We start from the raw sequence: 21,481 nt of genomic DNA, 5'->3' as shown, positions 1-21,481 counted from the left end.
TTAGCGCTTTTCCTTAAGCGCTGAAGCGCTTACTACGGTCGCAAACTTAGGTAAATTTTCCTGACGCCACTTCGCATCCGTTTTCCGATTTGTTCGCAATTCCAAAACCCGAATTCCCTTACTTGGTAGCGGGTTTAAGTTTTGTTGCAACTTCTCCCAAGAAGTAATCAATTCATGCTCTACTCCATAAGTGGCGCACAATTGAGCAAAATCAATATCTTGCGGAGTGGCAAAAAATTCTTCAAATGGCGGGTCAAATTGAGCGATGGGTAACATTTCAAAAATTCCACCGCCATTGTTATTAATTAACACGATGGTTAGATGTCCAACAAACTTATTTCTAATTAAAAAGCCATTCGTATCGTGCAATAAAGATAAATCTCCAGTTAACATAACACTGCTTTGATGGCGATGGGCGATTCCTAAAGCAGTGGATAATGTACCATCTATACCATTCGCACCTCGATTAAAATGCGATCGCACTCCTAAATTATTCGGCTTCCAGAAAAATTCTACATCACGAACCGGCATACTATTGGCGATAAATAACGGCGTTCTCGCTGGTAGCATTTGTGAAAGCAACCAAGCAGCTTTGCTTTCGACTAACTCATTCATTGTCGCCATAGTTTGGTCAACATTTGACCTAACTTGCGCTTCCGCATCACACCAAAGTTGAAGATAGGGAGAGGGGGGGATGGGGAGAGGGGGGGAGGGGGGGAAGGGGAGAGGGGGGGAGGGGGAGAAAGAAGAATTATTCTCCTTGTCTCCTTGTCTCCTTGTCTCCCTGTCCCCTTGTCTCCTTGTCTCCCTCTCCCCCACTCCCCCTCTCCCCCTGTCCTCCACTCCCTGCGCTAGCTGTTCAATCGATACTCGTAGGTGAATTGTCTTTCCGTGGAGGGGGTCAAGGTTTTGGTCGCTAGGGTCAATTATCCAGCGTTTGGGTTGTGTAGTATTTAGCCAGGTACGCAGTTGTTTACTGGTGGGAAGTTCCCCGATTTGAATTACTATTTCTGGTGCAAGCTGTTGGGAAAGCTGCTGCAAACGCAAAATTAGGTCATAGGTAGATATTAAATAGGGGTTGAGGTCGGCATAATTTCTTACAGGTGAGAGTCCCTCTGCGAGAACCGGGAATTTTAAGGTTTGGGAAAGTTGCGCGATCGCACTACAATATTCTTTTGGCTGCTGCACGCTCGCAACGCCGGCAATTATTATCCCTCGTTGAGATTGTAACCATTCTTGGGGAATGGTGAGCCAGCGCGGTCTTGGGGGTCTCCCCCATGAGCGACTGGCGAACCCCGAAGGGGGGATTGGGGAGTAGAAAGTGGGGGAAAAAGTTGTTATTGCAGAAAAGAATTCTTCTGGGTCAATTTCTAGTTGTATATTTGCATCGGGAATTGGTGCGAGGGGGTCGCGAAAGGGTACATTTAGATGTACTGGACCTGGGACAGGGTAGAGCGATCGCTCCCATGCATGAATTACCGTTTGTCGCAGAAAGCAGCGCATTTGCATATCTGGTGATGGTAAAGCTAACTCTGTTTGCCAGTTTGGGTAATTTCCATATAGCTTTAATTGGTCTATGGTTTGTCCGGAGTGGCAATCTCGCAATTCTTGCGGTCTATCAGCAGTTAATATCAACAAAGGGACGCGACTTTCTCTAGCTTCAATGACTGCTGGGTAAAAGTTTGCTCCTGCGGTTCCCGAACTGCAAATCAATACTACAGGACGTTTGGTTGCTTTGGCTACTCCCAAAGCGAAAAAAGCAGCGGAACGTTCATCGAGAATGGAAATCGCTTCAATATTATATGAAGCTTTGGCAAAGGCGAGGGCTAAAGGTGTGGAACGCGAACCAGGACAAATTACCGCACAAGTCAATCCTAAGCGCAAAAGCGTTTCCGCCAAGATAAAAGCCCAAAGTTGATTAGTATTGTTAAAGGCGATCGGCATTAATTTAAATAAAGGGGAATGGGGAATGGACATTGGGCATTGGGCATTGGGCATTGGGCATTGGGCATTGGATAAATTCTTCCTTGTCCCGTAGTCCCCTAGTCCCCAGTCGCTAGTCCCTAGTCCCTAGTCCCTAGTTTCTAGTTTCTAGTCGCTAATAAAGATAATATTAATTTTAGATTTTGTATGCGAGAATTCACTTTAAAATCCAGAATGCAAAATTCGCTTTTAGACTGAACTTTCATGGACTCGATTCATTTAACGGGAATTCGCTGCTATGGCTATACTGGCTATCTGGCTGAAGAACAAATACTAGGACAATGGTTTGAGGTGGATGTGAAGTTATGGCTGGATATCTCCACAGCAGCTAAAACTGACGCGATTGAAGACACTGTGGATTATCGCAGTGTCATCGCCAAAGTGCAACATCTAGTAAAGACATCTAAGTTTGCTTTGATAGAACGTTTAGTAGCGACGATCGCTGATTCTATTCTTATTGAATGCGATCGCGTCTCAACTGTGCAAGTCACTTTAAGCAAACCCGCTGCACCCATTCCCGACTTTGGCGGCAAAATTACCATTGAACTGACTAGAAGTAAGTCCAACCCATTTTAAAGCGATCGGGCAATTGGGCATTGGGCATTGGGAATTGGGCATTGGGAATTGGGCATTGGGCATTGGGCATTGGGCATGGGGCATTGGGAATTGGGCATTGGGCATTGGGCATTGGGCATTGGGCATTGGGCATTGGGCATTGGGTATTGGGCATGGGGCATGGGGAATTGGGCATTGGGCATTGGGCATTGGGCATTGGTAATAATTCTTTCCCCTTTCCCCTTTCCCCTTTCCCCTTTCCCCCTTCTTTGTGGTTTTATTAACTTTTAAATTATTTTTTCTCTGCATACGTAAATACCGCAAAGCATTAGTTCATTTTTCATCAAATAGTTACTTAGATATCAAAAACTGCCTTTAACTTTTATAGGACTTATGCACTCATGTCGTCAAAACTTTGAATTTATGTAGGGGCAATTCATGAATTGCCCCTACAAGACTTTAGTGGGTGCGTAAGTCCTATTTTAGTAATTTGAGGGCAATTTATCCCACGCATAAATAACTTGATATTAACTGCATGTGAACATCCAATTAATACCAAATACTGAGAATCCGCATAGTAACAAAAATGAGGGTAATAATTATTCAGCTTTTTTATTAAGGTATGACGCAGTTAGTTTAGAGATTGATTATTATAGGATTATTCTGTTTCAGATTGCGTTGACACCGACAACATCTGAGCCTTCGCAAATCGGTTATTTTAGCATGGACAGTCCGAAAATCCTAGTTGTTGAGGACGAAAAAGTCCTAGCCGTAGATATTAGAAACAGATTACAAAACTTAGGATACACTGTTCCGGATATCACTGATTCTGGTGAGGAAGCAATAAAAAAGGTAGCAGAAACTCATCCACATTTAGTGTTAATTGATATCTGCTTGTCAGGAAAAATCAATGGAGTGCAAGTGGCAGACATCATTCAGAATAATTTCGACGTACCTGTATTATATTTTACTGAGTCTTCGCAAAAGCCTACATTACATAAACAGCAATTAACTGAACCCTTTAGTTACATTCTCAAACCAATTGCAGAAAGAGACTTACATGTTGCGGTAGAAATGACTCTTTATAAGCACGAGATTGAAAAGAAATTAGAGGAAAAACATCAGCAATTGACTGCAATTATTAGTAGTATGGGCTGTGCCGTAATTGTTACAGATACAAATGGTTGTGTCCAAATTATGAATCCTGTAGCAGAAAAGCTAACGGGATTCAAGCAAAATGAAGCAATTGGTAAAGATTTAACCGAAGTTTTCAATTTGATTGACAAGGAGATGAACGAACCAATTGAAAATTTAGCAAAACTTGCAATAAAAGCGGATGCGGTTTTGAGTTTACCGGAAAACTGTACCCTGATTGCGAAAGATGGCAGACAAATAGCGATTGGAGATAGTGTTGCACCCATCCGCGATGATGATGGGAAAATAACTGGTGCGGTTTTAGTTTGTCAAGACATCAGTAAACGCAAGCACAAAGAAGCGCAACTGCTCCGCGATGCATTTTATGATGGGCTAACAGCACTACCAAATCGCATTTTATTTACAGATAGACTGAGACAAGCAATTGAACGAAGTAAGCGACGCAACGATTACGATTTTGCGGTTTTGTTTTTGGATTTAGACGGCTTTAAAGCAATTAACGATCGCTTTGGGCACTTGATGGGAGATAATTTCTTAGTAGCGATCGCTCGACGATTAGCTGAATGCTTGCGTAGTGGTGATACTGTCGCTCGATTTGGCGGTGATGAGTTTGCTATTCTTTTAGAAGAAATTAAAGACGTTAGCGGTGCTATCAATATTGCCAAACGCATTCATGAGTCTTTAGCATTGCCACTTAACCTTAATGGATATGACATAATTTGTACAGCCAGTATTGGCATAGCTTTGAGTGGCAGCAAGCATAACGATCCAGAAAGTCTGCTACGAGATGCTGATATTGCCATGTACCGCGCCAAGCACCAAGGTAAGGCTCGTTATAGTATATTTGATGAAGCTATGACTCGTTAGTTAGTTGATAGTTGATAGTTGATAGTTGATGGTTGATGGTTGATGGTGGTTGGTTGATAGTTGATGGTTGATGGTTGATAGTTGATGGTGGTTGGTTGATAGTTGATAGTTGATGGTTGATGGTTGATAGTTGATAGTGGTTAAAGAATACCGACTAACTACTACTAACCACGCTCCCACGCTCCCACGCTCCCACGCTCCCACGCTCCCACTAACTCCTGACTTTTAACTCCTAACTAATCCGTAAAAATTCTTGCAAAGCCGCTTGTATTTTTGGTTGCTGAATGTAAGCATCTGCCGCTTCAATGAAATTAGTGATATTCTCTAAACTGACATCATCAATATCATCGCTTAAGCGTTTGCCTGTTAATCTATCAAGTTTAAATTGCAACCGCACGCAGACGATTATTCATTATTTGATTGCTGATGTATTCGTAAACATCTGATGAGGCATCTAATAATAAACCAACGAGCGGCTGTGCCCATTGGATTGTACCCCAATTTTGCGCCTTTTCAAATGGAATAATCCGACGAAGAATCGCCTGTGCAAATGGAAAGTATGCTATTTCAATCGCAGCGATCGCAACGAGTGCTGCAACCAAGGAGCGAATTCCTCCACCATCCAAGCTCAAAATCCGAAAAGGCATAAGTGAGTGCAAATTATATATAAGTATCTTTCATAAATTTACATTAATTTTGAGAATTGCAAGACCCAGATCCCCGACTTCTTTAATAAGTCGGGGATCTTGTTATTATGTTAAAAACAAACTAGAAATTTTGGTGATGGAAAAAACCGAAAAACAGAAAATGCTCGCAGGTGAGTTATATTTAGCGACAGATCCAGAATTAGCTAGCGAAAATAAACGCGCATGTCGTCTGTTAAGACAGTACAACTCAACAACAGAAGAACAGCCAGAACAGCGAAGCAAAATCTTGCAAGAATTGTTTGGTAAAGTGGGGGAGAAAATTCAAATTGTGCCGCCATTTCACTGCGATTATGGCAGTAATATTTATGCAGGCAACAATTTTTCTATGAACTATAACTGTGTAATTTTAGACTGTAATACAGTCCACATTGGCGATAATGTTTTATGCGCTCCTTACGTGCAAATTTACACAGCTTACCATCCTACAGAACCAGAAATTCGTCTTTCTGGTAGAGAACTTGCTGCCCCAATTAAAATTGGCAATAATGTCTGGATTGGTGGTAGTGCAATTATTTGTCCGGGAGTGACAATAGGTGATAATACTACCATTGGTGCTGGTAGTGTGGTTGTAAAAGATATACCAGAAAATGTCGTAGCTGCGGGTAATCCCTGCCGTATTATTCGGCATGTTTAAAAATGGGTAATGGGTAATGGGTAATGGGTAATGGGTAATGAAAAATAAAATAATTACCAATTCCCAATTCCCAATGCCCATTGCCCATTGCCCAATTTAAAATTTGTATCCTCTAGCTAGCCAATAGTGCCAATCAGCGATCGCTTCTGTGGTTTCGCTATCAGCATCAATCGCTTCTATTTCCGATAGCTTGGCAGTAAACACATCTTCATCTTTACCACCAACGTAAACCACTTCTAACAGCATATCACGCTCGCACTCGTCTTCTGGTGCCATTCCCAGCACTTCGACTGTTTTTTCTTCCACGGTGGCTGATTTGCGTGTCTTCTTCTTCCACTTCGCGTTAAATGGAACGTTTAAAGTATCGTCAAGATAATAGTACCAACCCATCGCTCGTTCTTCTTTGTCTTCGGCATCGGCAATTATCTCAGTTTCAATGCGATCCTCGCGGCTTTGGTCTTTTTCAACGCTCGGCATAGAACACCCGATCAAAATGGTTGGACTATAGAATATGGTACTAGAGAGCGATCGCTTGTCAATTCCCTATCTGCTGTCTCACCCAACTACGGAATGAGCGAATCATCGCAATTTACCCAATATTCAGACTTTCTTGTATAAATCGAGGAATTTCTGTAGTTAAAGGTAAATTTGCAAAAGTTGGCGAAACATCACATTCAACATAAACATTCTCGCGCAGTTGGTAAATCTGCATTACAGGTTCGTTATAACGCCAAACTTCCGGTATACCCAAAGCCTGATAAATTGGCATTCTATCAACAGAAGAACTGGTGTAGTCTACCTCAATTACTAAATCAAGTGGTGGATCTTGTGTCAAGTTAAGATTTTGCTTTTGTCTTATCATCGGTTCATAAAAAATTGGCTAGAATCAGCAATTTTTTCAGCTAATACAACTTATGGTAGATGTGAAAAACCGTTTTGCAGTTTATTTTACCAATGTACTAAGGTTTAAAAACTAATTATTGTGGCTAGCTTAAAAGCATTTTCCGTAGTTTCTGTAGGTGTGACATTGATTGTTTGGGGTACAGAGAAAACTGCGACTGCGGCAACATTCAATGATGCACCTTTATTTAATGATGTGGCTAGTTACACTACAACAATCTCTGCGAATAATAACTTAGCCGATATCTACTTTCCTAATCCAAAAGATTTGAGAACTGGTAAATACTCGTTTCCTGTAGCGCTTTTTTTGCAAGGTGCGCTTGTAGATAAATCAAATTACTCAAATTACGCCAGTATAGTAGCTAGTTACGGATTTATTGTAGTTGTACCTAATAACGAACGTTTGCTTGGACAATTTGGTAAAGCACTTGCACCTCAAACCTCACAAATAAACGCTGTTTTGACACAAATGCTTGCAGAAAACTCAAATCCTAATTCACCTGTAAGTGGCGTTATCAATACACAAAAACTCGGCTTACTCGGTCACTCTTTAGGAGGTTTTGTTGGTCTTTCTGCTATTGCCAATCTTTGCCTTGTAAATGCTGGATGTCAAGGTTCATTTGAACGACCGAAAGAACTGATAGCCGGGGCATTTTTTGGTACAAGTCTTCGCGACATAAATGATGAATTTATCCCCATTAACAACTCCGGAATTCCCATTGCTTTGTTGCAGGGAACTCTTGATGGCAGAGCGCTTCCTTTTAGAGCGCAAGCAACTTATGATAATATTAAAGACGCTCCTAAGGCGTTAATTAGCATTATCGGTGCAAACCATTTTGGCATTACAAATACCAATAATCCTTTAGGTGCAGTACCAGACCCTAATAACCCGACAATCGAGCAAAATGTAGCAGTAGAAACTATAGCCCGCTGGAGTGGATTGTTTTTGCGTGCAAGTGTTCTTGATGATAAAGGTGCTTTTGATTATATTTATTCCACAGGTAATGTCGATCCAAAAGTGACAGTAATTAGTCAAACTAAATCTATTCCCGAATCATCTTCGGCATTAAGTTTGATGGTGTTAGGTGCGTGGAGTATCCTGTTGGGAATGAAGAAAAAAAATAAACGCTGGACATACAACACCTGATCAAAATGAAGGTATCAAGGAATTGGTTGGAAGAAAGGCGATCGCACTTTCAAATCTTAACAATGGGCTGGCGATCGCTCTTGTTGTCATTTTGACTCGATATTTATCTGTATAGATGTGTCTTGATTCATCGTTGTTTCTTCCACAGAACCAGTAGATTTTAGGCTCATCTGTGTCTGGGATTGTATAGATAATTTTGAACTGATTGGCATTAATTTATTGAGATTTATTAATGCTTGTCCCTGACCGTTGCCATTATACGATCTAAGAGTTATATTAATTCCTTTTGGTGTTTGTGGTAAATTCAAGTTTGTTGCCTTGGGTGCTTGTTGTTCTATACTGATATTGAGGCTAGCAATACCATCTTTGATTTCCACCAACTCGTTTATAGCTATTTGTTTGAGCTTTATTCCACCTAAATTTACTTCAGAAATAGTACGCCATTTAGCTCCTATACCCACCGCTTCTTGAGGTACTGGTGAGGATAATTGCTCTATAGAACTTGACATTTGATTTATTATTTGTTTCAAGCTTGGATCTAAATCTTGAGGTATGACAAAGTTAGCTTTTTTGGTATAACCGCGATTATCAATAATGACAGAACCCTTAAGTCCCTTCAGCTTTTTGATTTGCGATCGCATATTATTTAATACTTCTGGTGGGAAAGTTGACTTGCCTATCAAGTCTACATCCGAGTAAGAAAACTCATAGTTGACATCTCCATTAGGCTCTACCTTACTGACTACAGTATTTAGCGTGATTGCGGTTGTTGGTATTTTTAACGCAGGTGCAGCTTTACCATCTACAAGCATATTTATGTCTGTACTCATAGTCATATTTGCTGTTTCTTTGTTACCTACTGTCGGTTTAAAACGTAATTCTTGTCTGGGTTCAGCACCTGGGGAAATTAATTCTACTTGAGATTTGCCTGATTGAGTAACGTTTGATGTCGGATTTACTTTTTTTTGTGTTATTAATAGTGTTTCCGCTTCAACTGGTGCGATTGTAGGTTTTAATCCTACTCCTGCAATCATAAACACAATTCCACCAACAAATAAACTTTTTTTCATTGGTTACACCAATATATGAATATCTTTTTGTTATAGCAACATCTTTCGGTAATAAATTGTTATTAATAATATCTTTATCTTTATGTTAAATTACTTATACTGGGAGATAATTAGCATTGTCGTCTTTAATAGCAATAGCACCCCAGTTGCCAACACGCATACTGCTTGCTAAGACATATTTTTTTACATTTGTTTACAGTAGTGTTCGTATTAGGCGATGTCTACGACGGGCTACGCCTACGCACCCCAAACAGCTTATACTACTTATAGTATGACTCAAGGTAGGATATGGCGAAAATCTCTATTTCGTTGCCAGATGAACTACTAACTTACATCGACCAAAAAGTTGAAAACCGCAGTGCGCTGATTGAATCTCTCTTGCAGCAATGGCAGCAGCAACAAGAAGATGCAGCATTAGCGATCGCTTGTGCCTTGGTAGATGAACTTGAATTAGGTTGGGGTAGCGAATGGCAGAACGCAGCGATTACAGACTGGGAAGCATCCAGATTGTAACTTTTGACTTATCTGTAGGCACTGAAATTCGTAAAATACGTCCAGCATTAGTGATTTCTGGCACTGTCTTTAATGCCCAACGTAGTAAAGTTACAGTTTTACCCTTCACTTCAGCACGACCTAATGACCCTCGGATACAAGCAGCAGTGGTGGTAGTACCTTCATCACCACAAAATGGTTTATCTGTTGATAGCTTGTTGGTGTGCGTCGAACCGATGACCTTTGATAAAATACGCTTAATTCAAAGATTGGGCGAACTAGAACCAGAACTATTACAGCAAGCTCAAAACATCCTCCGTCGATACTTAAGCTTAAACACGGGATAATAAAATTGTGCGCTACTTCCTGAAATTATGACTATCATCGTCTTCGGCAGCATCAATATAGACTTGGTAGCAACAGCACCTCGCTTGCCAATTGCCGGCGAAACGCTGCTAGGAAACGATTTTTTTCAAGCACCGGGGGGTAAAGGTGCAAATCAAGCGGTAGCATCAGCTAGATTGGGAATTCCTACACAAATGGTAGGACGTGTTGGTGCAGATAATTTTGGTGCAGAACTTCTTAAAAATTTGCAAGCTTCTGGCGTACAAACTAACAATATATTCATAGATAAAACTGTTAGTTCTGGTGTTGGAGTTATCAGCGTTGATGTCAAAGGTGAAAATCACATCATTGTGATTCCCGGTGCAAATAAGCGTGTAAATAACGATGATATAGAACGATTATCGCACTTATTACCAACAGCTAAAGCGCTACTTTTACAATTTGAAATTCCCATGTCTGCTGTTGTCACTGCTGCGAAAGCGGCACGAGATGCACAAGTAAGAGTAATTCTCGACCCCGCACCCGCACAAAATGATGTGCCAGATGAACTTTACCGCTTGGTGGATATTATTACACCAAATGAAGTTGAGGCGGGGCAATTGGTGGGTTTTCCGGTGGATGGGGAAGAGTCAGCAGCAAAGGCAGCGGCGGTGTTGTTGCAAAAAGGCGTGAAAAATGCGATCGTCAAATTAGGCGCTAAAGGTGTTTTTTGTGCAACTCCTGAAGAAAGATTTTTTATACCTGCGTTTGCAGTGCAAGCTGTTGACACCGTTGCTGCTGGCGATGCTTTTAACGGTGGTTTAGCCGCAGCGCTTTCCCAAGGACATTCTTTGCGCGACTGCGTTATTTGGGGTGCAGCAGCGGGTGCTTTAGCGGCAACGAAATTAGGCGCACAACCTTCGCTACCGGATAGAGTTACGTTTAATGCGTTTCTTAGGGAGAGGGGAGTGGGGGAGTGGGGGAGTGGGGGGGACAAGGAGACAAGGGGACAAGGGGGAGTGGGGGACAAGGGGGAGATAACAACTAACAACTAACAACTAACTCCGCGCCTCCTAACAACTACCAACTAACAACTAACTCCGCGCCTCCGCGCCTCCTAACTACTTCCCAATATCTTCATTCCACAATTCGGGGTTGGTTTCGATAAATTCACTCATCATTTGTTCGCATTCATCCAGATTTAAATCAATAACTTCGACCCCGTGGGATACCATAAATTCTTTCGCACCGGGAAAAGTTCTTGATTCGCCGGCGATGACTTTTTTGATGCCAAATTGTACCACTGCCCCAGCACACAAATAGCACGGCATTAAGGTTGAATAGAGTGTTGTGCCTCTGTAGCTACCAATTCTGCCGGCGTTGCGGAGACAATCAATTTCGGCATGAGTGACAGGATCGCTGTCTTGTACGCGCTTGTTGTGTCCTCTACCGACGATTTTGCCATCTTTGACGAGAATGGAACCGATGGGAATTCCACCTTCTTGTCTACCTTGTTTTGCTTCGGTTATGGCAGCTTGCATAAATTCATCCATTTGTTAATGTCTCCTACTTATGTCTAAACAACTCGTTTTAATGGATCACGATGGTGGTGTTGATGATTATCTAGCAACTATGCTGCTGATGACGATGGAACATATTGAACTTTTGGGTGTCGTCGTCACTCCTGCTGATTGCTATGCTGAACCGGCTGTCAGCGCTACACGCAAAATTCTCGATTTGATGGAATCTTCTCATATCCCGGTAGCTTTAAGCACTGTGCGCGGTATTAATCCTTTCCCCCGTCTCTACCGTCGCGATTCGTTTATTGTCGATCATCTGCCGATTCTCAATCAAAACGAAACAATTAGCACTCCTTTGCTTGCACAACCAGGTCAAGATTTCATGATACAAGTGTTGCGTGATGCACCCGAACCAGTAACGTTGATGGTAACGGGTCCCTTAACCACAGTTGCAGTAGCGTTAGATAAAGCACCAGAAATTGAAGCGAAAATTCAGAAGATTGTCTGGATGGGTGGTGCATTAAATGTTGGTGGTAATGTAGAGAAAAGTTTGGAAGCAGGACAAGACGGTTCTGCGGAATGGAATGTTTATTGGGACCCAATTTCCGCAGCGCGAGTGTGGGAAAGTCAAATTGAAATTATCATGTGTCCTTTGGATTTAACTAACAATGTACCCGTGACATCTGAGGTTGTTTACAAAATGGGACGACAACGCCATTATCCCATCTCGGATTTGGCAGGACAATGTTATGCGTTAGTTATTCCCCAAGATTATTATTTTTGGGATGTGTTAGCAACAGCTTATCTCGCTCATCCAGAGTTTTATCAATTGCGGGAGTGGGAAACAGAAATTATCACAACTGGTTTAAGTCAAGGACGTACTAAGGTAGTATCTAAAGGTCGGAAAATTTCGGCTATGGATAAAGTTGATAAAGAGGCTTTTTACAATTACATTTTGCAGCAATGGGCGCGATGAATTTTAGATTTTAGATTTGGGATTTTCGATTGATATTATAGCGGTTCTCGTTTACGTGAGGTACACCCGTAGGGGCACGGCACTGCCGTGCCCCTACACCTGGCGATATGATGTTGTATCGTATCTGAATCGGAACCGCTATAAGTCCCTTTGCTGCCGTCATAATACCTCGGAACCCGTATAAATGGAGTCGATACCGAAATGCAAATTGAACCATACGACACAAGTCAACTTGATGCAGTCAAGAGTCTTTCGCTTCGAGCATGGACTCCGGTTTTTGATTCGATTCAGAATGCGATGGACTTTGATGTGTACCGCTCATTTTATCCCGATTGGCGTGTAAGCCAGCTTCATGCTGTCGAGGAAGTCTGTGCAGCAACAGACACAAAAGTGTGGGTTGCGATCGCCTCTGGTTCAGCTGTGGGGTTTGTAGCCGTGAAACTCGACTCGGAAAGCAGCTTGGGAGAAATCTACATGATCGCCGTCGATCCAGATTATCAACGTCGAGGCATTGGCACCGCTCTGATAGAATTCGCTCTTAATTGGATGAAAGCTGCTGGAATGTCCGTTGCTATGGTCGAGACCGGAGGCGATCCTGGTCATGCGCCGGCACGTTGTATTTATGAAAAGCTGGGTTTCAGGCTGTTACCGATCGCTAGGTACTTCAAGAAGTTGTAGGTGTTCGCAGTTTGAAAACGATTGCTCTTGTTACGCCAGTAGGGTGCGTTACACTCCGAAGAGGGCACTTTCTTTAGTTTAGTCTTTTTTCAACCCAGAGGGTAGCAAAGGTAAACCCACTCGTAACCCAAAGTGTTGGTTTCAATTTTCGTGCTGATTCGTGTTTAAATAATTCAAACCCAAGAAAAGGGCAGCAACGCTACCTGAAACTGAAATTTCTCCTAGGGTAATTTTCTTTATTACTGATTCTACCGGAATCAAGACAACTTCTATTTCTTCGGTAATATCTAAATTTTGCTCTCCAATTTTTCTCACATTCTCTGCCATAAATAAATGTATATTATTCGTATCTTTTACAGGATTATCGTATAAAGTAGCTAATTTAATCACTTTTTCGGCTGTATAACCTGTTTCTTCTTTGAGTTCTCTTACTGCTGCTGTTTCTGCACTTTCATATGCTGCATCAAATCTTCCAGCAGGCAGTTCTAATAATATTTCACCTACTCCATGTCTGTATTGCCGTACAAAAACAATTTCTTGATTATTCGTAACAGGTAAAATTAAGGCAATTTCTGGTCTAACAATTACAAAAAAATCATCTATAATTTTGCCGTTGGGTAATTCTATTTCATCTTGCCTCACTTTGCACCAAAAATTATCTAAGACCATTTTTGATTGCAAGATTTTCCATTTTTTTAATTTGTGCATAAAGAAGATTAGGTATTAGGGACTGGGGACTAGGGATTAGGGATTAGGGACTAGGGACTAGTAGTGGTAGGGTGTGTTATGCTGTTAGGAAGAGCGCACCGTTTTTACGATAAGAGTGCGGTGCGTTAGGCATTCCACCATAACTCAAAAATTCAAAATTCAAAATTCAAAAAAAGTGATAAGGTGCGTTAGCCTTTGGCATAACACACCCTACATATACTACTAGTTTTTAATAAAAGAAAATATATATGGTGATTTAGTAAAGAATTGTAAAAAAGTATAACAGATGCGTTTAAATCTGGAAAATTTGCATCTACACTGTTTTTACCTTTGCTTAATATTAAGCATAATCATGCAAATTGAGGTAAAAACATTTACTGTTAACAAACGCTTTCCCTTAACGATAAGTCGCGGAACTACGGCACAGACGACGAATGTCTGGGTAAAAATTTCCCAAGATAATATCGAGGGTTGGGGGGAAGCATCACCCTTTAGTGTGGGTACTAATCCGCAATCAACGGAAATAATCAAAGATGCTTTGCTGCAAGTTGCACCAATGTTGCAAGCATACAATCCTTTGCAGCGATCGCCAATTGAGCAAGTGTTAACCAAAGTCGCTGTTCCTTCCGCAGCTAAAGCAGCGCTGGATATGGCGATGCACGATTGGCTCGGCAAATATGTAAAATTACCACTGTGGCAACTCTGGGGACTTGACAAAAACGCCATTGTACCCACTTCGGTGACAATTGGCATTAATACGCCGGAAGGTGCAAGAGCGAGGGCGCGAGACTGGTTACAATTTACTGATGTCCGTATTTTCAAAGTAAAGTTGGGTAATCCAGATGGTATTGTTGCAGATCAAAAAATGCTGTTAGCAGTGAGCGAAGAAGCACCTCATTTAGAATTGTACGTTGATGCAAATGGGGGTTGGAGTTTGTCAGATGCTGTTGAAATGTGCATCTTTTTGGCTGATTTGGGTGTAAAGTATGTGGAACAACCACTTCCACGCGGGCAAGAAAAGAGTTTACCAGAATTGAAGCAGCATTCTCCTTTGCCCATCTTTGTTGATGAAAGTTGCTTTACTAGCGCTGATATTCCTCATCTGGCAGACTGTGTAGATGGTGTTAATATCAAGCTGATGAAATCAGGTGGTTTAAGTGAAGCAATGCGGATGGTACATACAGCGCGTGCTTTAGGATTGCAAGTAATGTTTGGGTGTTATTCTGACAGTACGTTAGCGAATACGGCAGCAGCACAGCTTGCACCGTTAGCTGATTATTTAGACTTAGACAGTCATCTTAACTTAATCGATGACCCCTTCACGGGTGCGATCGCTCTTGACGGAAAAATTTTACCGAACGATTTACCAGGTTTGGGGGTACAATACAGTGCGTTTACCGCTTGATCGACGGATAGCGATTCTGCTACATGACCAAATCAAAGGAACTCATGGCAAAACAGGGCTGTCACTTTTACGCTACAGTGAAGCTCCAATTGTTGCCGTTATCGATCGCACCTGTGCAGGGCAATCTTTACCGGAATTAACGCGCATTAAGCGAGATGTCCCAATTGTCGCATCAGTTGCCGCTGCATTACAATATCAACCGGAAGTTTTGGTAATTGGTATTGCTCCCAAAGGCGGTATATTACCAGATGATTATTGGCATGATATCAAAGATGCGTTAATGTCCGGCATGTCATTGGTAAACGGTTTGCACACACCATTGGCAAACATGCCAGATTTAAAAGGACTGCTGAAACCAGGACAATTAATTTGGGATGTACGAAAAGAACCACCTAATTTAGGTGTTGCTACTGCCTTGGCACGCACTCTTCCTTGCCGGCGAGTGTTGACTGTGGGAACTGATATGGCAGTCGGGAAAATGTCTACAAGCATACAATTACATTGGGCATCACGTTTGCGAAATTTGCGTTCTAAGTTTCTCCCAACCGGGCAAACTGGTTTGATGTTAGAAGGTGATGGTGTGCCATTAGATGCCGTGCGGGTAGACTTTGCCGCCGGTGCTGTGGAACAGATGGTGATGCGCTTCGGCGAAAATTACGACATTTTGCACATAGAAGGACAAGGTTCGCTATTACACCCTGGTTCTACAGCAACATTGCCCTTGATACGCGGTTCGCAACCAACACAAATGATACTCGTACATCGTGCCGGACAAACTCATGTGATGGATAATGTACCGATTCCGCCTTTACCAGAGGTGATTAAGCTGTATGAAATCGTTGCTAGTGCAGGTGGTGCTTTTGCATCCGTGCCTGTAGTGGGTGTAGCACTGAATACAGGGCATTTAGATGAGTCAGCAGCAAAAGAAGCGATCGCTCAAGTACAATCAGAAACTGGATTACCTTGTACAGATCCAATCCGCTTTGATGCAGGTTTGTTATTAAATGCGATCGTGCGCGGGTAATCATCTGTTGAAGAAATTTAGCCCAAAATAGTACAATAATACTATGAAGCGATAAGCGTGTCGAATTTGTAGAGGTTTTGAGTAAGCTTCGATAGGTGAACTATGACTCATATTACAGCAGCAGCGATCGCCGATTACTTCATCTGGCTAGCTAATGAAACAGGTTCGTATATCAGCAACCTGAAACTGCAAAAACTTGTTTATTATGCTCAAGCTTGGTATCTTGCTCTTTATGGACAACCTCTGTTTGATGAAGATTTTGAAGCATGGATTCATGGACCTGTTATTCCTGCCTTGTATCAAGAATATAAAAACTTTGGGTGGAAGCCTATCTTAAAGGATGTTGAACCACCAGATTTTTCTGAAGAAATTCGGGATTTCTTGGAAGAGTTGACAGAAGTCTATTTTGGGTGTGATGCTTTTGAACTAGAGCAGATGACTCATCATGAAGATCCTTGGATTCAAGCTAGAGGAAATCTTTCTTTGGATGCACCTTGCAGGGCGATAATTTCTAAAGCATCAATGAAAGACTATTACAAAACTCGTGCCGAAGCCGAAGAAAATCAAGAAGCTTGAATCAAAACAGACTCCACCTTCATCTAGGATAAAACCTACAAAAGTAAAGCCTCCTCAAGGAATTAGTTTTTCGTACAGGTATTTCAAGGACGACAACGAGAAGTTTTTGATTATAGCGTTTCTCGGTTTAATGAGGTACACCCGTAGGGGCACGGCACTGCCGTGCCCCTACAACCCGCCATATAATTTTGTACCTCACCTGAGTGGGAATCGCTATAGCAACAAGGATGCACGATATTTAGAAGCCCTAATTCAGAGACTGCGCGATTTGTCAAGTATGACAGTTAATGAAATTACTGTTATAAATGCCAAACGTTTGCGATGCCATGCAATAGACTGGGATAGAACTACTGAAACTTGCTTTGGTCTTCCTAATGAAGAGCAGCTGGTAGATACACCATATCAGTTTCAACTTTCATCAAACGAGCATGGTAGAGTTCATGGATTCTTTATCGAAAACGTCTTTTACATTGTTTGGTTAGATCCAGATCATAGACTTTACTCTTAATTCACCTTGTAAAACAAAGCGCGATCGCTCAAGTACAATCAGAAACTGGATTACCTTGTACAGATCCAATTCGCTTTGATGCAGGTTTGTTATTAAATGCGATCATGCGCGGCTAAAGCTGATACCATATTCAACAGACAAACGAGAGTGATGCCTACTCAGATATTCTACATATTGATATTTTTAGGAATGGGAGTCAATGGTTTTTTCTACCTGGCTTGGCTTTTGTCACCTCCTAACCCTGATAGAGTAGGATTTTGGTTTTTCATCTATTTTCTGGTATTTCCCTATCTGGGGATTTTGGGAATTATCGCTTTATTGCTGAAAAATGCACTGAATATTCCTTCAGGTATTGGCGTTGCACTGCTGCTATATGTTGGAATATTGACAATCTTATTAAACTCTTATCAGTTGGGGTTGACTTGGATGTTAGCTTTATTGCCGACAGGAAGCTATGAATTTATCCACATGCTGCTATATGTCTTGACACTAGGGTATTTGATTATCCTAAAAGTTAATCGGTAGTCCAAAGCTGATAAAATCCCGCAATCTCAGCCAAATCGCGATCGCATCCTCATATTAGCTTGCCGATCGCTTCAAAATTCCTTCCAAACATAGGCTTGCATAGATTTGCGCGATTTATCTGTGTATCCCACCCTCAACTGTGTTCTAGCCTTTAAAACTGTTTCTAGAGACTTAAGTATTTCAGATATTTCCGGAACTTTAGGTTTTTTAGGATGATTTATAAGATATAAACATTCTTTAGTCGCTGCCAACTCGCTTTTGCGTGGAGGTGCGTAAAAACTTAAAGCTGCATTTGCTTGACAAGCTCCAACTATTTCTACATAATTCGGATGTGTTACACAAAATACTAAAATTTCATCTTCTTCCGGCTCATACACAACTGGATCTGTTTTTTGGAAAACCCAGGACTTCTCCGCACGATCGAAATGTAAGCTTTTTACGTGGAGTCTTGCATTTACCGTCTTGATATCAGCATCGAAGCTTTTTTGATGTCTCTGATGAATAGAGAAATCAACCCCCTCAACGATCTCTACTTTTATTTTCTGTACTTCCTTCTCAACAGCTACTTCTGCTAATTTTGCCCAGTATGCTTGATCAATAATAATTTTTATATCATTTTGATTTCTATTTTTTGCATAGATGTCACGAACTGTATCGGCGTAAATCTCTGCAAACTCTTTACAAGCTTGTTTCTCTTGATCGGTAATGCTTATCTTTGCAGCCATTTTAAAAAATTTGTGAGCAATGGTATATCACTTAACTTCAGTATTCCCAAGCGTTATTCCGCAAATAGCGACATCAAAGTACTGTGCCACTGATAAGCTTAGAGCCACTTAATACCGTTTCATTTTAAGGCTGATACATATTGGCAAGCTTTCAAACTGATGATGGATGCAGGCGTTGCCGCTCTGCGGCTTGCCGTTCGCGTTGGCGGAGCCTCTCGTAGAGAAGCGTCCCGAAGGGAAGGCATCGCTCTCGTACTTCGGGTGATTCGGCAATTGGGAAAACGCGATCGCACTCAATATTAACTTTATTACCACAAAGAAGCTATTAATTTATCCACATGCTGCTGTACGTCTTGACGCTGGGATGTTTGATTATCCTAAAATTTAATCGGTAGCGAGAATCTGGAAATTAACAAAGAGCGCGATCGCCTAATAGTTGCTGCACACCCATACCTTTCTAAAACTGCATAAGTTGATGGTGCTTACACCTATTCTAAATACAGAAGGAAAGCGAATTCATACTTAACTTCTGTTGGTGCAAATCAAGCAAGGGTTTACGCATACGATCAAATTTATGTCAATGCGTAAGTCCTATATTAGTCTGACGTATTAAATTAAGTGTATTGATTTGGGTACACAATCGGTAAGTGAGGGTGGGATGCCAGAAGAAGACCGCAGTGCCAAAGTTGGAGGGAGCGCTGACCGCAGTGCGATTATTACTGGAGATAGCAATACTGCTACTATCACCATCACTAACTACTATTATCGTGAAAGTACAACGGTATTACCTGTTGAATCTACCGATGCTGCTGACGAAAATCTTCTCTGTCCCTATCGCGGTTTGTTTCACTTTGGTCCTGGTGATGCAGAGTTTTTCTTCGGACGTGAGGTATTTGTAGAAGAACTATTTGCGGCGACTCAAAACCGCAATTTTATACCCGTTTTAGGTGCGTCGGGAAGTGGAAAATCTTCGGTGGTGTTGGCAGGATTGGTGCCAAAGCTGCAAGAAGCAGGTTACTGGAAGTTTACCCATTTTCGTCCCGGTTCTGACCCTTTTCATGCCCTAGCTTTGGCGCTGGTTCCGCTTTACACACAAAATCTGGATGCTACTGATAAGATCATCCAAGCTCGTAAGTTGTCACAATCCCTTGGTGATGGTGAAATCCCTCTAGCTGATGTATTTGCCCAGATTCACCAAAATCACCCCACGGATCGGGTGTTGCTGATTGCCGATCAATTTGAAGAAATTTACACTTTATGCGCGGATCATAAAATTCGCCATAGTTTTCTAGATATTTTATTAACCAGCTTTCAATCTTCCCCTGGCAAGACTAATGTGCTAGTTGCAACCATGCGGGCAGATTTCTTGGGGAATGCTCTGTCATATCCCGCTTTTGGAGATGTATTGAAAACTGATATCAAGCTCAGGTCGATGAATCATGATGAACTTTTACAGGTGATTGCAAAGCCTGCTGAAAAGTTGGGGGTGACTTTTGAAGGGGGACTGGTGGAACGCATATTAGATGATGTGGAAGATGAACCGGGGAATTTACCTCTTTTGGAGTTTGCGTTGACGGAGTTGTGGAAGCAGCGAAAGGGTAAACAGTTAACTCATGCAGCTTATCAGCACATAGGTAAGGTACAAGGTGCGTTGGCTCGTCATGCAGATCGCAATTATGGTAAGTTGAGTGCAGCCCAGAAAGAACAGGTACGGCGGATTTTCATCCAATTAGTGCATCCGGGTGAAGACAGACAAGATACGCGACGAGTGGCGACGAAAGCCGAATTGGGTGAAGAACGCTGGAAATTGGTGACACAGTTGGCGGATGATCGATTAGTCGTCACCAGTCAAAATGCTGCTAACCAAGAAACTGTGGAAGTTATTCATGAAGCGTTGATTCGTAATTGGGAAGAACTGCGACAATGGATGAATGCAGACCGTAGCTTTCGCGCTTGGCAAGAAAGGCTGCGGTTCGCAATGCTGCAATGGCAAAAAATGCAACGGGATGAAGGGGCATTGTTGCGGGGTGCAGTGTTAACGGAAGCGGAAAAAAATCTGAAACAACGCCGAGAGGAACTGAGCAAAGGAGAGCAAGAATTTATTCAAGCTAGTGTAGCACTGCGTCAACGTGGTAAGCAGCGAATTTACTATTTATTTGGGGGGATTGGGAGTATCCTTTTACTGCTGGTGGGGATTTGGGGTTGGTGGAATTATACAACTTCCGGGCAATTGACTCAAATTCGCTGGCACTTGACTAATGTGAGTCAGCAGACACCGAGTCCTGAGTATCAATTAAAAGCGGCTCTCGCCTTTGCTAAGGATGGAAATTCTGCTGAAGCCGCCCGCCTGCTGGAAAAAGCGATCGCCTCTGCCAACCAGATTCCGGATTCCTCTTCCAAAGTCTCTGCCTTAAGTGCCATTGCCCAAGCCTATGGCAAGCTCAACCAACCGGAAAAAGCCGCTTTCTTGCTCGATAAAGCGCTCGCCTCTGCCAACCAGATTCCGGATTCCTATTCCAAAACCGAAGCCTTAAGTGCCATTACCCAAGCTATTGGCAAGCTCAACCAACCGGAAAAAGCCGCTTTCTTGCTCGATAAAGCGCTCGCCTCTGCCAACCAGATTCAGGATTCCTATTCCAAAGTCTCTGCCTTAAGTGCCATTGCCCAAGTCTATGGCAAGCTCAACCAACCGGAAAAAGCCGCTTTCTTGCTCGATAAAGCGATCGCCTCTGCCAACCAGATTCAGGATTCCTATTCCAAAGCCGATGCCTTAAGTGCCATTACCCAAGCCACTGGCAAGCTCAACCAACCGGAAAAAGCCGCTTTCTTGCTCGATAAAGCGCTCGCCTCTGTCAACCAGATTCAGGATTCCTCTTACAAAGTCTCTGCCTTAAGTGCCATTACCCAAGCTATTGGCAAGCTCAACCAACCGGAAAAAGCCGCTTTCTTGCTCGATAAAGCGCTCGCCTCTGCCAACCAGATTCAGGATTCCTATTCCAAAG

At 42.2% G+C, this 21,481-nt stretch carries 27 protein-coding genes; 16 read left to right on the top strand and 11 right to left on the bottom strand.

Translation table 11 applies throughout. The annotated features are described in order from the left end of the window. On the bottom strand, positions 1-1,944 hold the full coding sequence (gene menD, locus AABK37_RS23175; protein ID WP_432553895.1) for a 2-succinyl-5-enolpyruvyl-6-hydroxy-3-cyclohexene-1-carboxylic-acid synthase: 1,944 nt from the start codon (positions 1,942-1,944) through the stop codon (positions 1-3). 243 nt (positions 1,945-2,187) lie between these two features. Between menD and folB the strand changes: the two genes are divergently transcribed. Beyond that, positions 2,188-2,559 (top strand): dihydroneopterin aldolase, encoded by a 372-nt coding sequence (gene folB, locus AABK37_RS23170; RefSeq protein WP_432553885.1) that lies wholly within the window; start codon positions 2,188-2,190, stop codon positions 2,557-2,559. Here the strand turns inward: folB and AABK37_RS23165 are convergent. Continuing rightward, complete coding sequence (locus tag AABK37_RS23165) at positions 2,534-2,755, bottom strand: hypothetical protein (protein WP_432553884.1); 222 nt, start codon at positions 2,753-2,755, stop codon at positions 2,534-2,536. The two genes, folB and AABK37_RS23165, sit on opposite strands and share 26 nt — an antisense overlap. A gap of 506 nt (positions 2,756-3,261) precedes the next feature. On the opposite strand from AABK37_RS23165, the gene AABK37_RS23160 reads away from it, so the two are divergent. Then, positions 3,262-4,560 carry a diguanylate cyclase domain-containing protein gene (locus AABK37_RS23160; protein ID WP_432553894.1) on the top strand — a complete coding sequence of 433 codons (1,299 nt, stop codon included), beginning with the start codon at positions 3,262-3,264 and terminating at the stop codon, positions 4,558-4,560. On the opposite strand, the gene AABK37_RS23155 is transcribed toward AABK37_RS23160, so the two are convergent. From AABK37_RS23155 to AABK37_RS23145, 3 genes are read right to left on the bottom strand one after another with little or no spacing between them, the layout of a single operon-like run. Next, positions 4,561-4,764 (bottom strand): hypothetical protein, encoded by a 204-nt coding sequence (locus tag AABK37_RS23155; protein ID WP_432553883.1) that lies wholly within the window; start codon positions 4,762-4,764, stop codon positions 4,561-4,563. 28 nt (positions 4,765-4,792) lie between these two features. Continuing rightward, positions 4,793-4,957, bottom strand: a complete 165-nt coding sequence (locus AABK37_RS23150) for a hypothetical protein (RefSeq protein ID WP_432553882.1) — start codon at positions 4,955-4,957, stop codon at positions 4,793-4,795. Further along, positions 4,941-5,207: a hypothetical protein gene (locus AABK37_RS23145; RefSeq protein ID WP_432553881.1), complete on the bottom strand. Its 267-nt coding sequence runs from the start codon at positions 5,205-5,207 to the stop codon at positions 4,941-4,943. The genes AABK37_RS23150 and AABK37_RS23145 overlap by 17 nt, the downstream gene beginning before the upstream one ends. 136 nt (positions 5,208-5,343) lie before the next feature. Between AABK37_RS23145 and AABK37_RS23140 the strand changes: the two genes are divergently transcribed. Beyond that, positions 5,344-5,901 (top strand): sugar O-acetyltransferase, encoded by a 558-nt coding sequence (locus AABK37_RS23140; RefSeq protein ID WP_432553880.1) that lies wholly within the window; start codon positions 5,344-5,346, stop codon positions 5,899-5,901. Positions 5,902-5,997: 96 nt separating this feature from the next. Here AABK37_RS23140 and AABK37_RS23135 read toward each other — a convergent pair whose 3' ends face one another. Together AABK37_RS23135 and AABK37_RS23130 are read right to left on the bottom strand one after the other, a co-directional pair. Next, positions 5,998-6,378, bottom strand: coding sequence for a calcium-binding protein CcbP (locus tag AABK37_RS23135; RefSeq protein ID WP_039748594.1), 381 nt, complete (start codon positions 6,376-6,378; stop codon positions 5,998-6,000). Between the two features lie 112 nt (positions 6,379-6,490). Continuing rightward, complete coding sequence (locus AABK37_RS23130) at positions 6,491-6,736, bottom strand: Uma2 family endonuclease (protein ID WP_432553879.1); 246 nt, start codon at positions 6,734-6,736, stop codon at positions 6,491-6,493. Positions 6,737-6,883: 147 nt separating this feature from the next. Between AABK37_RS23130 and AABK37_RS23125 the strand changes: the two genes are divergently transcribed. Further along, positions 6,884-7,948 (top strand): alpha/beta hydrolase family protein, encoded by a 1,065-nt coding sequence (locus AABK37_RS23125; protein WP_432553878.1) that lies wholly within the window; start codon positions 6,884-6,886, stop codon positions 7,946-7,948. A gap of 86 nt (positions 7,949-8,034) precedes the next feature. On the opposite strand, the gene AABK37_RS23120 is transcribed toward AABK37_RS23125, so the two are convergent. Beyond that, positions 8,035-9,018, bottom strand: coding sequence for a DUF6263 family protein (locus AABK37_RS23120; RefSeq protein ID WP_432553877.1), 984 nt, complete (start codon positions 9,016-9,018; stop codon positions 8,035-8,037). 288 nt (positions 9,019-9,306) lie between these two features. Here AABK37_RS23120 and AABK37_RS23115 point away from each other — a divergent pair, with 288 nt between their 5' ends. Genes AABK37_RS23115 through rbsK form a run of 3 tightly spaced genes read left to right on the top strand, consistent with a single transcriptional unit; the run spans position 9,307 to position 10,889 of the window. Beyond that, positions 9,307-9,531, top strand: a complete 225-nt coding sequence (locus AABK37_RS23115) for a hypothetical protein (protein ID WP_432553876.1) — start codon at positions 9,307-9,309, stop codon at positions 9,529-9,531. Next, positions 9,486-9,857 carry a type II toxin-antitoxin system PemK/MazF family toxin gene (locus AABK37_RS23110; RefSeq protein ID WP_432553875.1) on the top strand — a complete coding sequence of 124 codons (372 nt, stop codon included), beginning with the start codon at positions 9,486-9,488 and terminating at the stop codon, positions 9,855-9,857. Before AABK37_RS23115 ends, AABK37_RS23110 begins: the two co-directional genes overlap by 46 nt. Positions 9,858-9,884: 27 nt before the next feature. Next, on the top strand, positions 9,885-10,889 hold the full coding sequence (gene rbsK / locus AABK37_RS23105; protein WP_432553874.1) for a ribokinase: 1,005 nt from the start codon (positions 9,885-9,887) through the stop codon (positions 10,887-10,889). A gap of 66 nt (positions 10,890-10,955) precedes the next feature. Here the strand turns inward: rbsK and AABK37_RS23100 are convergent, their stop codons facing one another. Then, complete coding sequence (locus AABK37_RS23100; protein WP_432553873.1) at positions 10,956-11,387, bottom strand: nucleoside deaminase; 432 nt, start codon at positions 11,385-11,387, stop codon at positions 10,956-10,958. Between the two features lie 19 nt (positions 11,388-11,406). On the opposite strand from AABK37_RS23100, the gene AABK37_RS23095 reads away from it, so the two are divergent. Continuing rightward, entirely contained in the window at positions 11,407-12,330 is a 924-nt protein-coding gene (locus tag AABK37_RS23095; protein ID WP_432553872.1) for a nucleoside hydrolase, read from the top strand. 201 nt (positions 12,331-12,531) lie between these two features. After that, positions 12,532-13,008 (top strand): GNAT family N-acetyltransferase, encoded by a 477-nt coding sequence (locus AABK37_RS23090; protein ID WP_432553871.1) that lies wholly within the window; start codon positions 12,532-12,534, stop codon positions 13,006-13,008. Between the two features lie 141 nt (positions 13,009-13,149). Here the strand turns inward: AABK37_RS23090 and AABK37_RS23085 are convergent, their stop codons facing one another. After that, positions 13,150-13,716, bottom strand: a complete 567-nt coding sequence (locus AABK37_RS23085; protein ID WP_432553870.1) for an NUDIX hydrolase — start codon at positions 13,714-13,716, stop codon at positions 13,150-13,152. 352 nt (positions 13,717-14,068) lie between these two features. Between AABK37_RS23085 and AABK37_RS23080 the strand changes: the two genes are divergently transcribed. The 5 genes from AABK37_RS23080 to AABK37_RS23060 all read left to right on the top strand — a co-directional run bounded on the left by AABK37_RS23080 (position 14,069) and on the right by AABK37_RS23060 (position 17,754). Next, positions 14,069-15,121 (top strand): dipeptide epimerase, encoded by a 1,053-nt coding sequence (locus AABK37_RS23080; protein WP_432553869.1) that lies wholly within the window; start codon positions 14,069-14,071, stop codon positions 15,119-15,121. Next, complete coding sequence (locus AABK37_RS23075) at positions 15,105-16,145, top strand: DUF1611 domain-containing protein (RefSeq protein ID WP_432553868.1); 1,041 nt, start codon at positions 15,105-15,107, stop codon at positions 16,143-16,145. Before AABK37_RS23080 ends, AABK37_RS23075 begins: the two co-directional genes overlap by 17 nt. Before the next feature lie 102 nt (positions 16,146-16,247). Beyond that, entirely contained in the window at positions 16,248-16,721 is a 474-nt protein-coding gene (locus AABK37_RS23070; protein WP_432553867.1) for a Panacea domain-containing protein, read from the top strand. Positions 16,722-16,851: 130 nt separating this feature from the next. Next, positions 16,852-17,229 carry a hypothetical protein gene (locus tag AABK37_RS23065; RefSeq protein WP_432553866.1) on the top strand — a complete coding sequence of 126 codons (378 nt, stop codon included), beginning with the start codon at positions 16,852-16,854 and terminating at the stop codon, positions 17,227-17,229. A 150-nt stretch (positions 17,230-17,379) separates the two neighbouring features. Beyond that, positions 17,380-17,754 (top strand): hypothetical protein, encoded by a 375-nt coding sequence (locus AABK37_RS23060; protein WP_432553865.1) that lies wholly within the window; start codon positions 17,380-17,382, stop codon positions 17,752-17,754. Positions 17,755-17,825: 71 nt separating this feature from the next. Here the strand turns inward: AABK37_RS23060 and AABK37_RS23055 are convergent, their stop codons facing one another. After that, a complete protein-coding gene (locus AABK37_RS23055) occupies positions 17,826-18,479 on the bottom strand; it encodes a hypothetical protein (protein WP_432553864.1) in 654 nt (217 codons plus the stop codon). A gap of 159 nt (positions 18,480-18,638) precedes the next feature. On the opposite strand from AABK37_RS23055, the gene AABK37_RS23050 reads away from it, so the two are divergent. Both AABK37_RS23050 and AABK37_RS23045 read left to right on the top strand, forming a co-directional pair. Continuing rightward, positions 18,639-18,782, top strand: coding sequence for a hypothetical protein (locus AABK37_RS23050; RefSeq protein ID WP_432553863.1), 144 nt, complete (start codon positions 18,639-18,641; stop codon positions 18,780-18,782). A 325-nt stretch (positions 18,783-19,107) separates the two neighbouring features. Continuing rightward, positions 19,108-21,481, top strand: a 2,374-nt coding sequence (locus tag AABK37_RS23045; RefSeq protein ID WP_432553862.1) for a tetratricopeptide repeat protein, incomplete at its 3' end; no start/stop codon positions are given.

Origin of the sequence: Tolypothrix sp. VBCCA 56010 (assembly GCF_050875635.1) — a bacterium.
Taxonomy (GTDB): domain Bacteria; phylum Cyanobacteriota; class Cyanobacteriia; order Cyanobacteriales; family Nostocaceae; genus Hassallia.
Note: the sequence above shows the minus strand (reverse complement) of the source record. Positions and strands in the feature narration are given on the sequence as shown.

What these genes read in the sequence shown, in the direction of transcription:
- AABK37_RS23135 (WP_039748594.1), bottom strand. Translation starts at nt 6,378, where the DNA reads ATGCCGAGCGTTGAAAAAGACCAAAGCCGCGAGGATCGCATTGAAACT.
- AABK37_RS23085 (WP_432553870.1), bottom strand. Translation starts at nt 13,716, where the DNA reads ATGCACAAATTAAAAAAATGGAAAATCTTGCAATCAAAAATGGTCTTA.
- AABK37_RS23080 (WP_432553869.1), top strand. Translation starts at nt 14,069, where the DNA reads ATGCAAATTGAGGTAAAAACATTTACTGTTAACAAACGCTTTCCCTTA.
- AABK37_RS23055 (WP_432553864.1), bottom strand. Translation starts at nt 18,479, where the DNA reads ATGGCTGCAAAGATAAGCATTACCGATCAAGAGAAACAAGCTTGTAAA.
- AABK37_RS23165 (WP_432553884.1), bottom strand. Translation starts at nt 2,755, where the DNA reads ATGCCCAATGCCCAATGCCCAATGCCCAATTCCCCATGCCCCATGCCC.
- rbsK (WP_432553874.1), top strand. Translation starts at nt 9,885, where the DNA reads ATGACTATCATCGTCTTCGGCAGCATCAATATAGACTTGGTAGCAACA.
- AABK37_RS23120 (WP_432553877.1), bottom strand. Translation starts at nt 9,018, where the DNA reads ATGAAAAAAAGTTTATTTGTTGGTGGAATTGTGTTTATGATTGCAGGA.
- AABK37_RS23095 (WP_432553872.1), top strand. Translation starts at nt 11,407, where the DNA reads ATGTCTAAACAACTCGTTTTAATGGATCACGATGGTGGTGTTGATGAT.
- AABK37_RS23090 (WP_432553871.1), top strand. Translation starts at nt 12,532, where the DNA reads ATGCAAATTGAACCATACGACACAAGTCAACTTGATGCAGTCAAGAGT.
- AABK37_RS23100 (WP_432553873.1), bottom strand. Translation starts at nt 11,387, where the DNA reads ATGGATGAATTTATGCAAGCTGCCATAACCGAAGCAAAACAAGGTAGA.
- AABK37_RS23050 (WP_432553863.1), top strand. Translation starts at nt 18,639, where the DNA reads ATGATGGATGCAGGCGTTGCCGCTCTGCGGCTTGCCGTTCGCGTTGGC.
- AABK37_RS23070 (WP_432553867.1), top strand. Translation starts at nt 16,248, where the DNA reads ATGACTCATATTACAGCAGCAGCGATCGCCGATTACTTCATCTGGCTA.
- menD (WP_432553895.1), bottom strand. Translation starts at nt 1,944, where the DNA reads ATGCCGATCGCCTTTAACAATACTAATCAACTTTGGGCTTTTATCTTG.
- AABK37_RS23065 (WP_432553866.1), top strand. Translation starts at nt 16,852, where the DNA reads ATGAGGTACACCCGTAGGGGCACGGCACTGCCGTGCCCCTACAACCCG.
- folB (WP_432553885.1), top strand. Translation starts at nt 2,188, where the DNA reads ATGGACTCGATTCATTTAACGGGAATTCGCTGCTATGGCTATACTGGC.
- AABK37_RS23110 (WP_432553875.1), top strand. Translation starts at nt 9,486, where the DNA reads ATGGCAGAACGCAGCGATTACAGACTGGGAAGCATCCAGATTGTAACT.
- AABK37_RS23060 (WP_432553865.1), top strand. Translation starts at nt 17,380, where the DNA reads ATGCCTACTCAGATATTCTACATATTGATATTTTTAGGAATGGGAGTC.
- AABK37_RS23115 (WP_432553876.1), top strand. Translation starts at nt 9,307, where the DNA reads ATGGCGAAAATCTCTATTTCGTTGCCAGATGAACTACTAACTTACATC.
- AABK37_RS23145 (WP_432553881.1), bottom strand. Translation starts at nt 5,207, where the DNA reads ATGCCTTTTCGGATTTTGAGCTTGGATGGTGGAGGAATTCGCTCCTTG.
- AABK37_RS23160 (WP_432553894.1), top strand. Translation starts at nt 3,262, where the DNA reads ATGGACAGTCCGAAAATCCTAGTTGTTGAGGACGAAAAAGTCCTAGCC.
- AABK37_RS23140 (WP_432553880.1), top strand. Translation starts at nt 5,344, where the DNA reads ATGGAAAAAACCGAAAAACAGAAAATGCTCGCAGGTGAGTTATATTTA.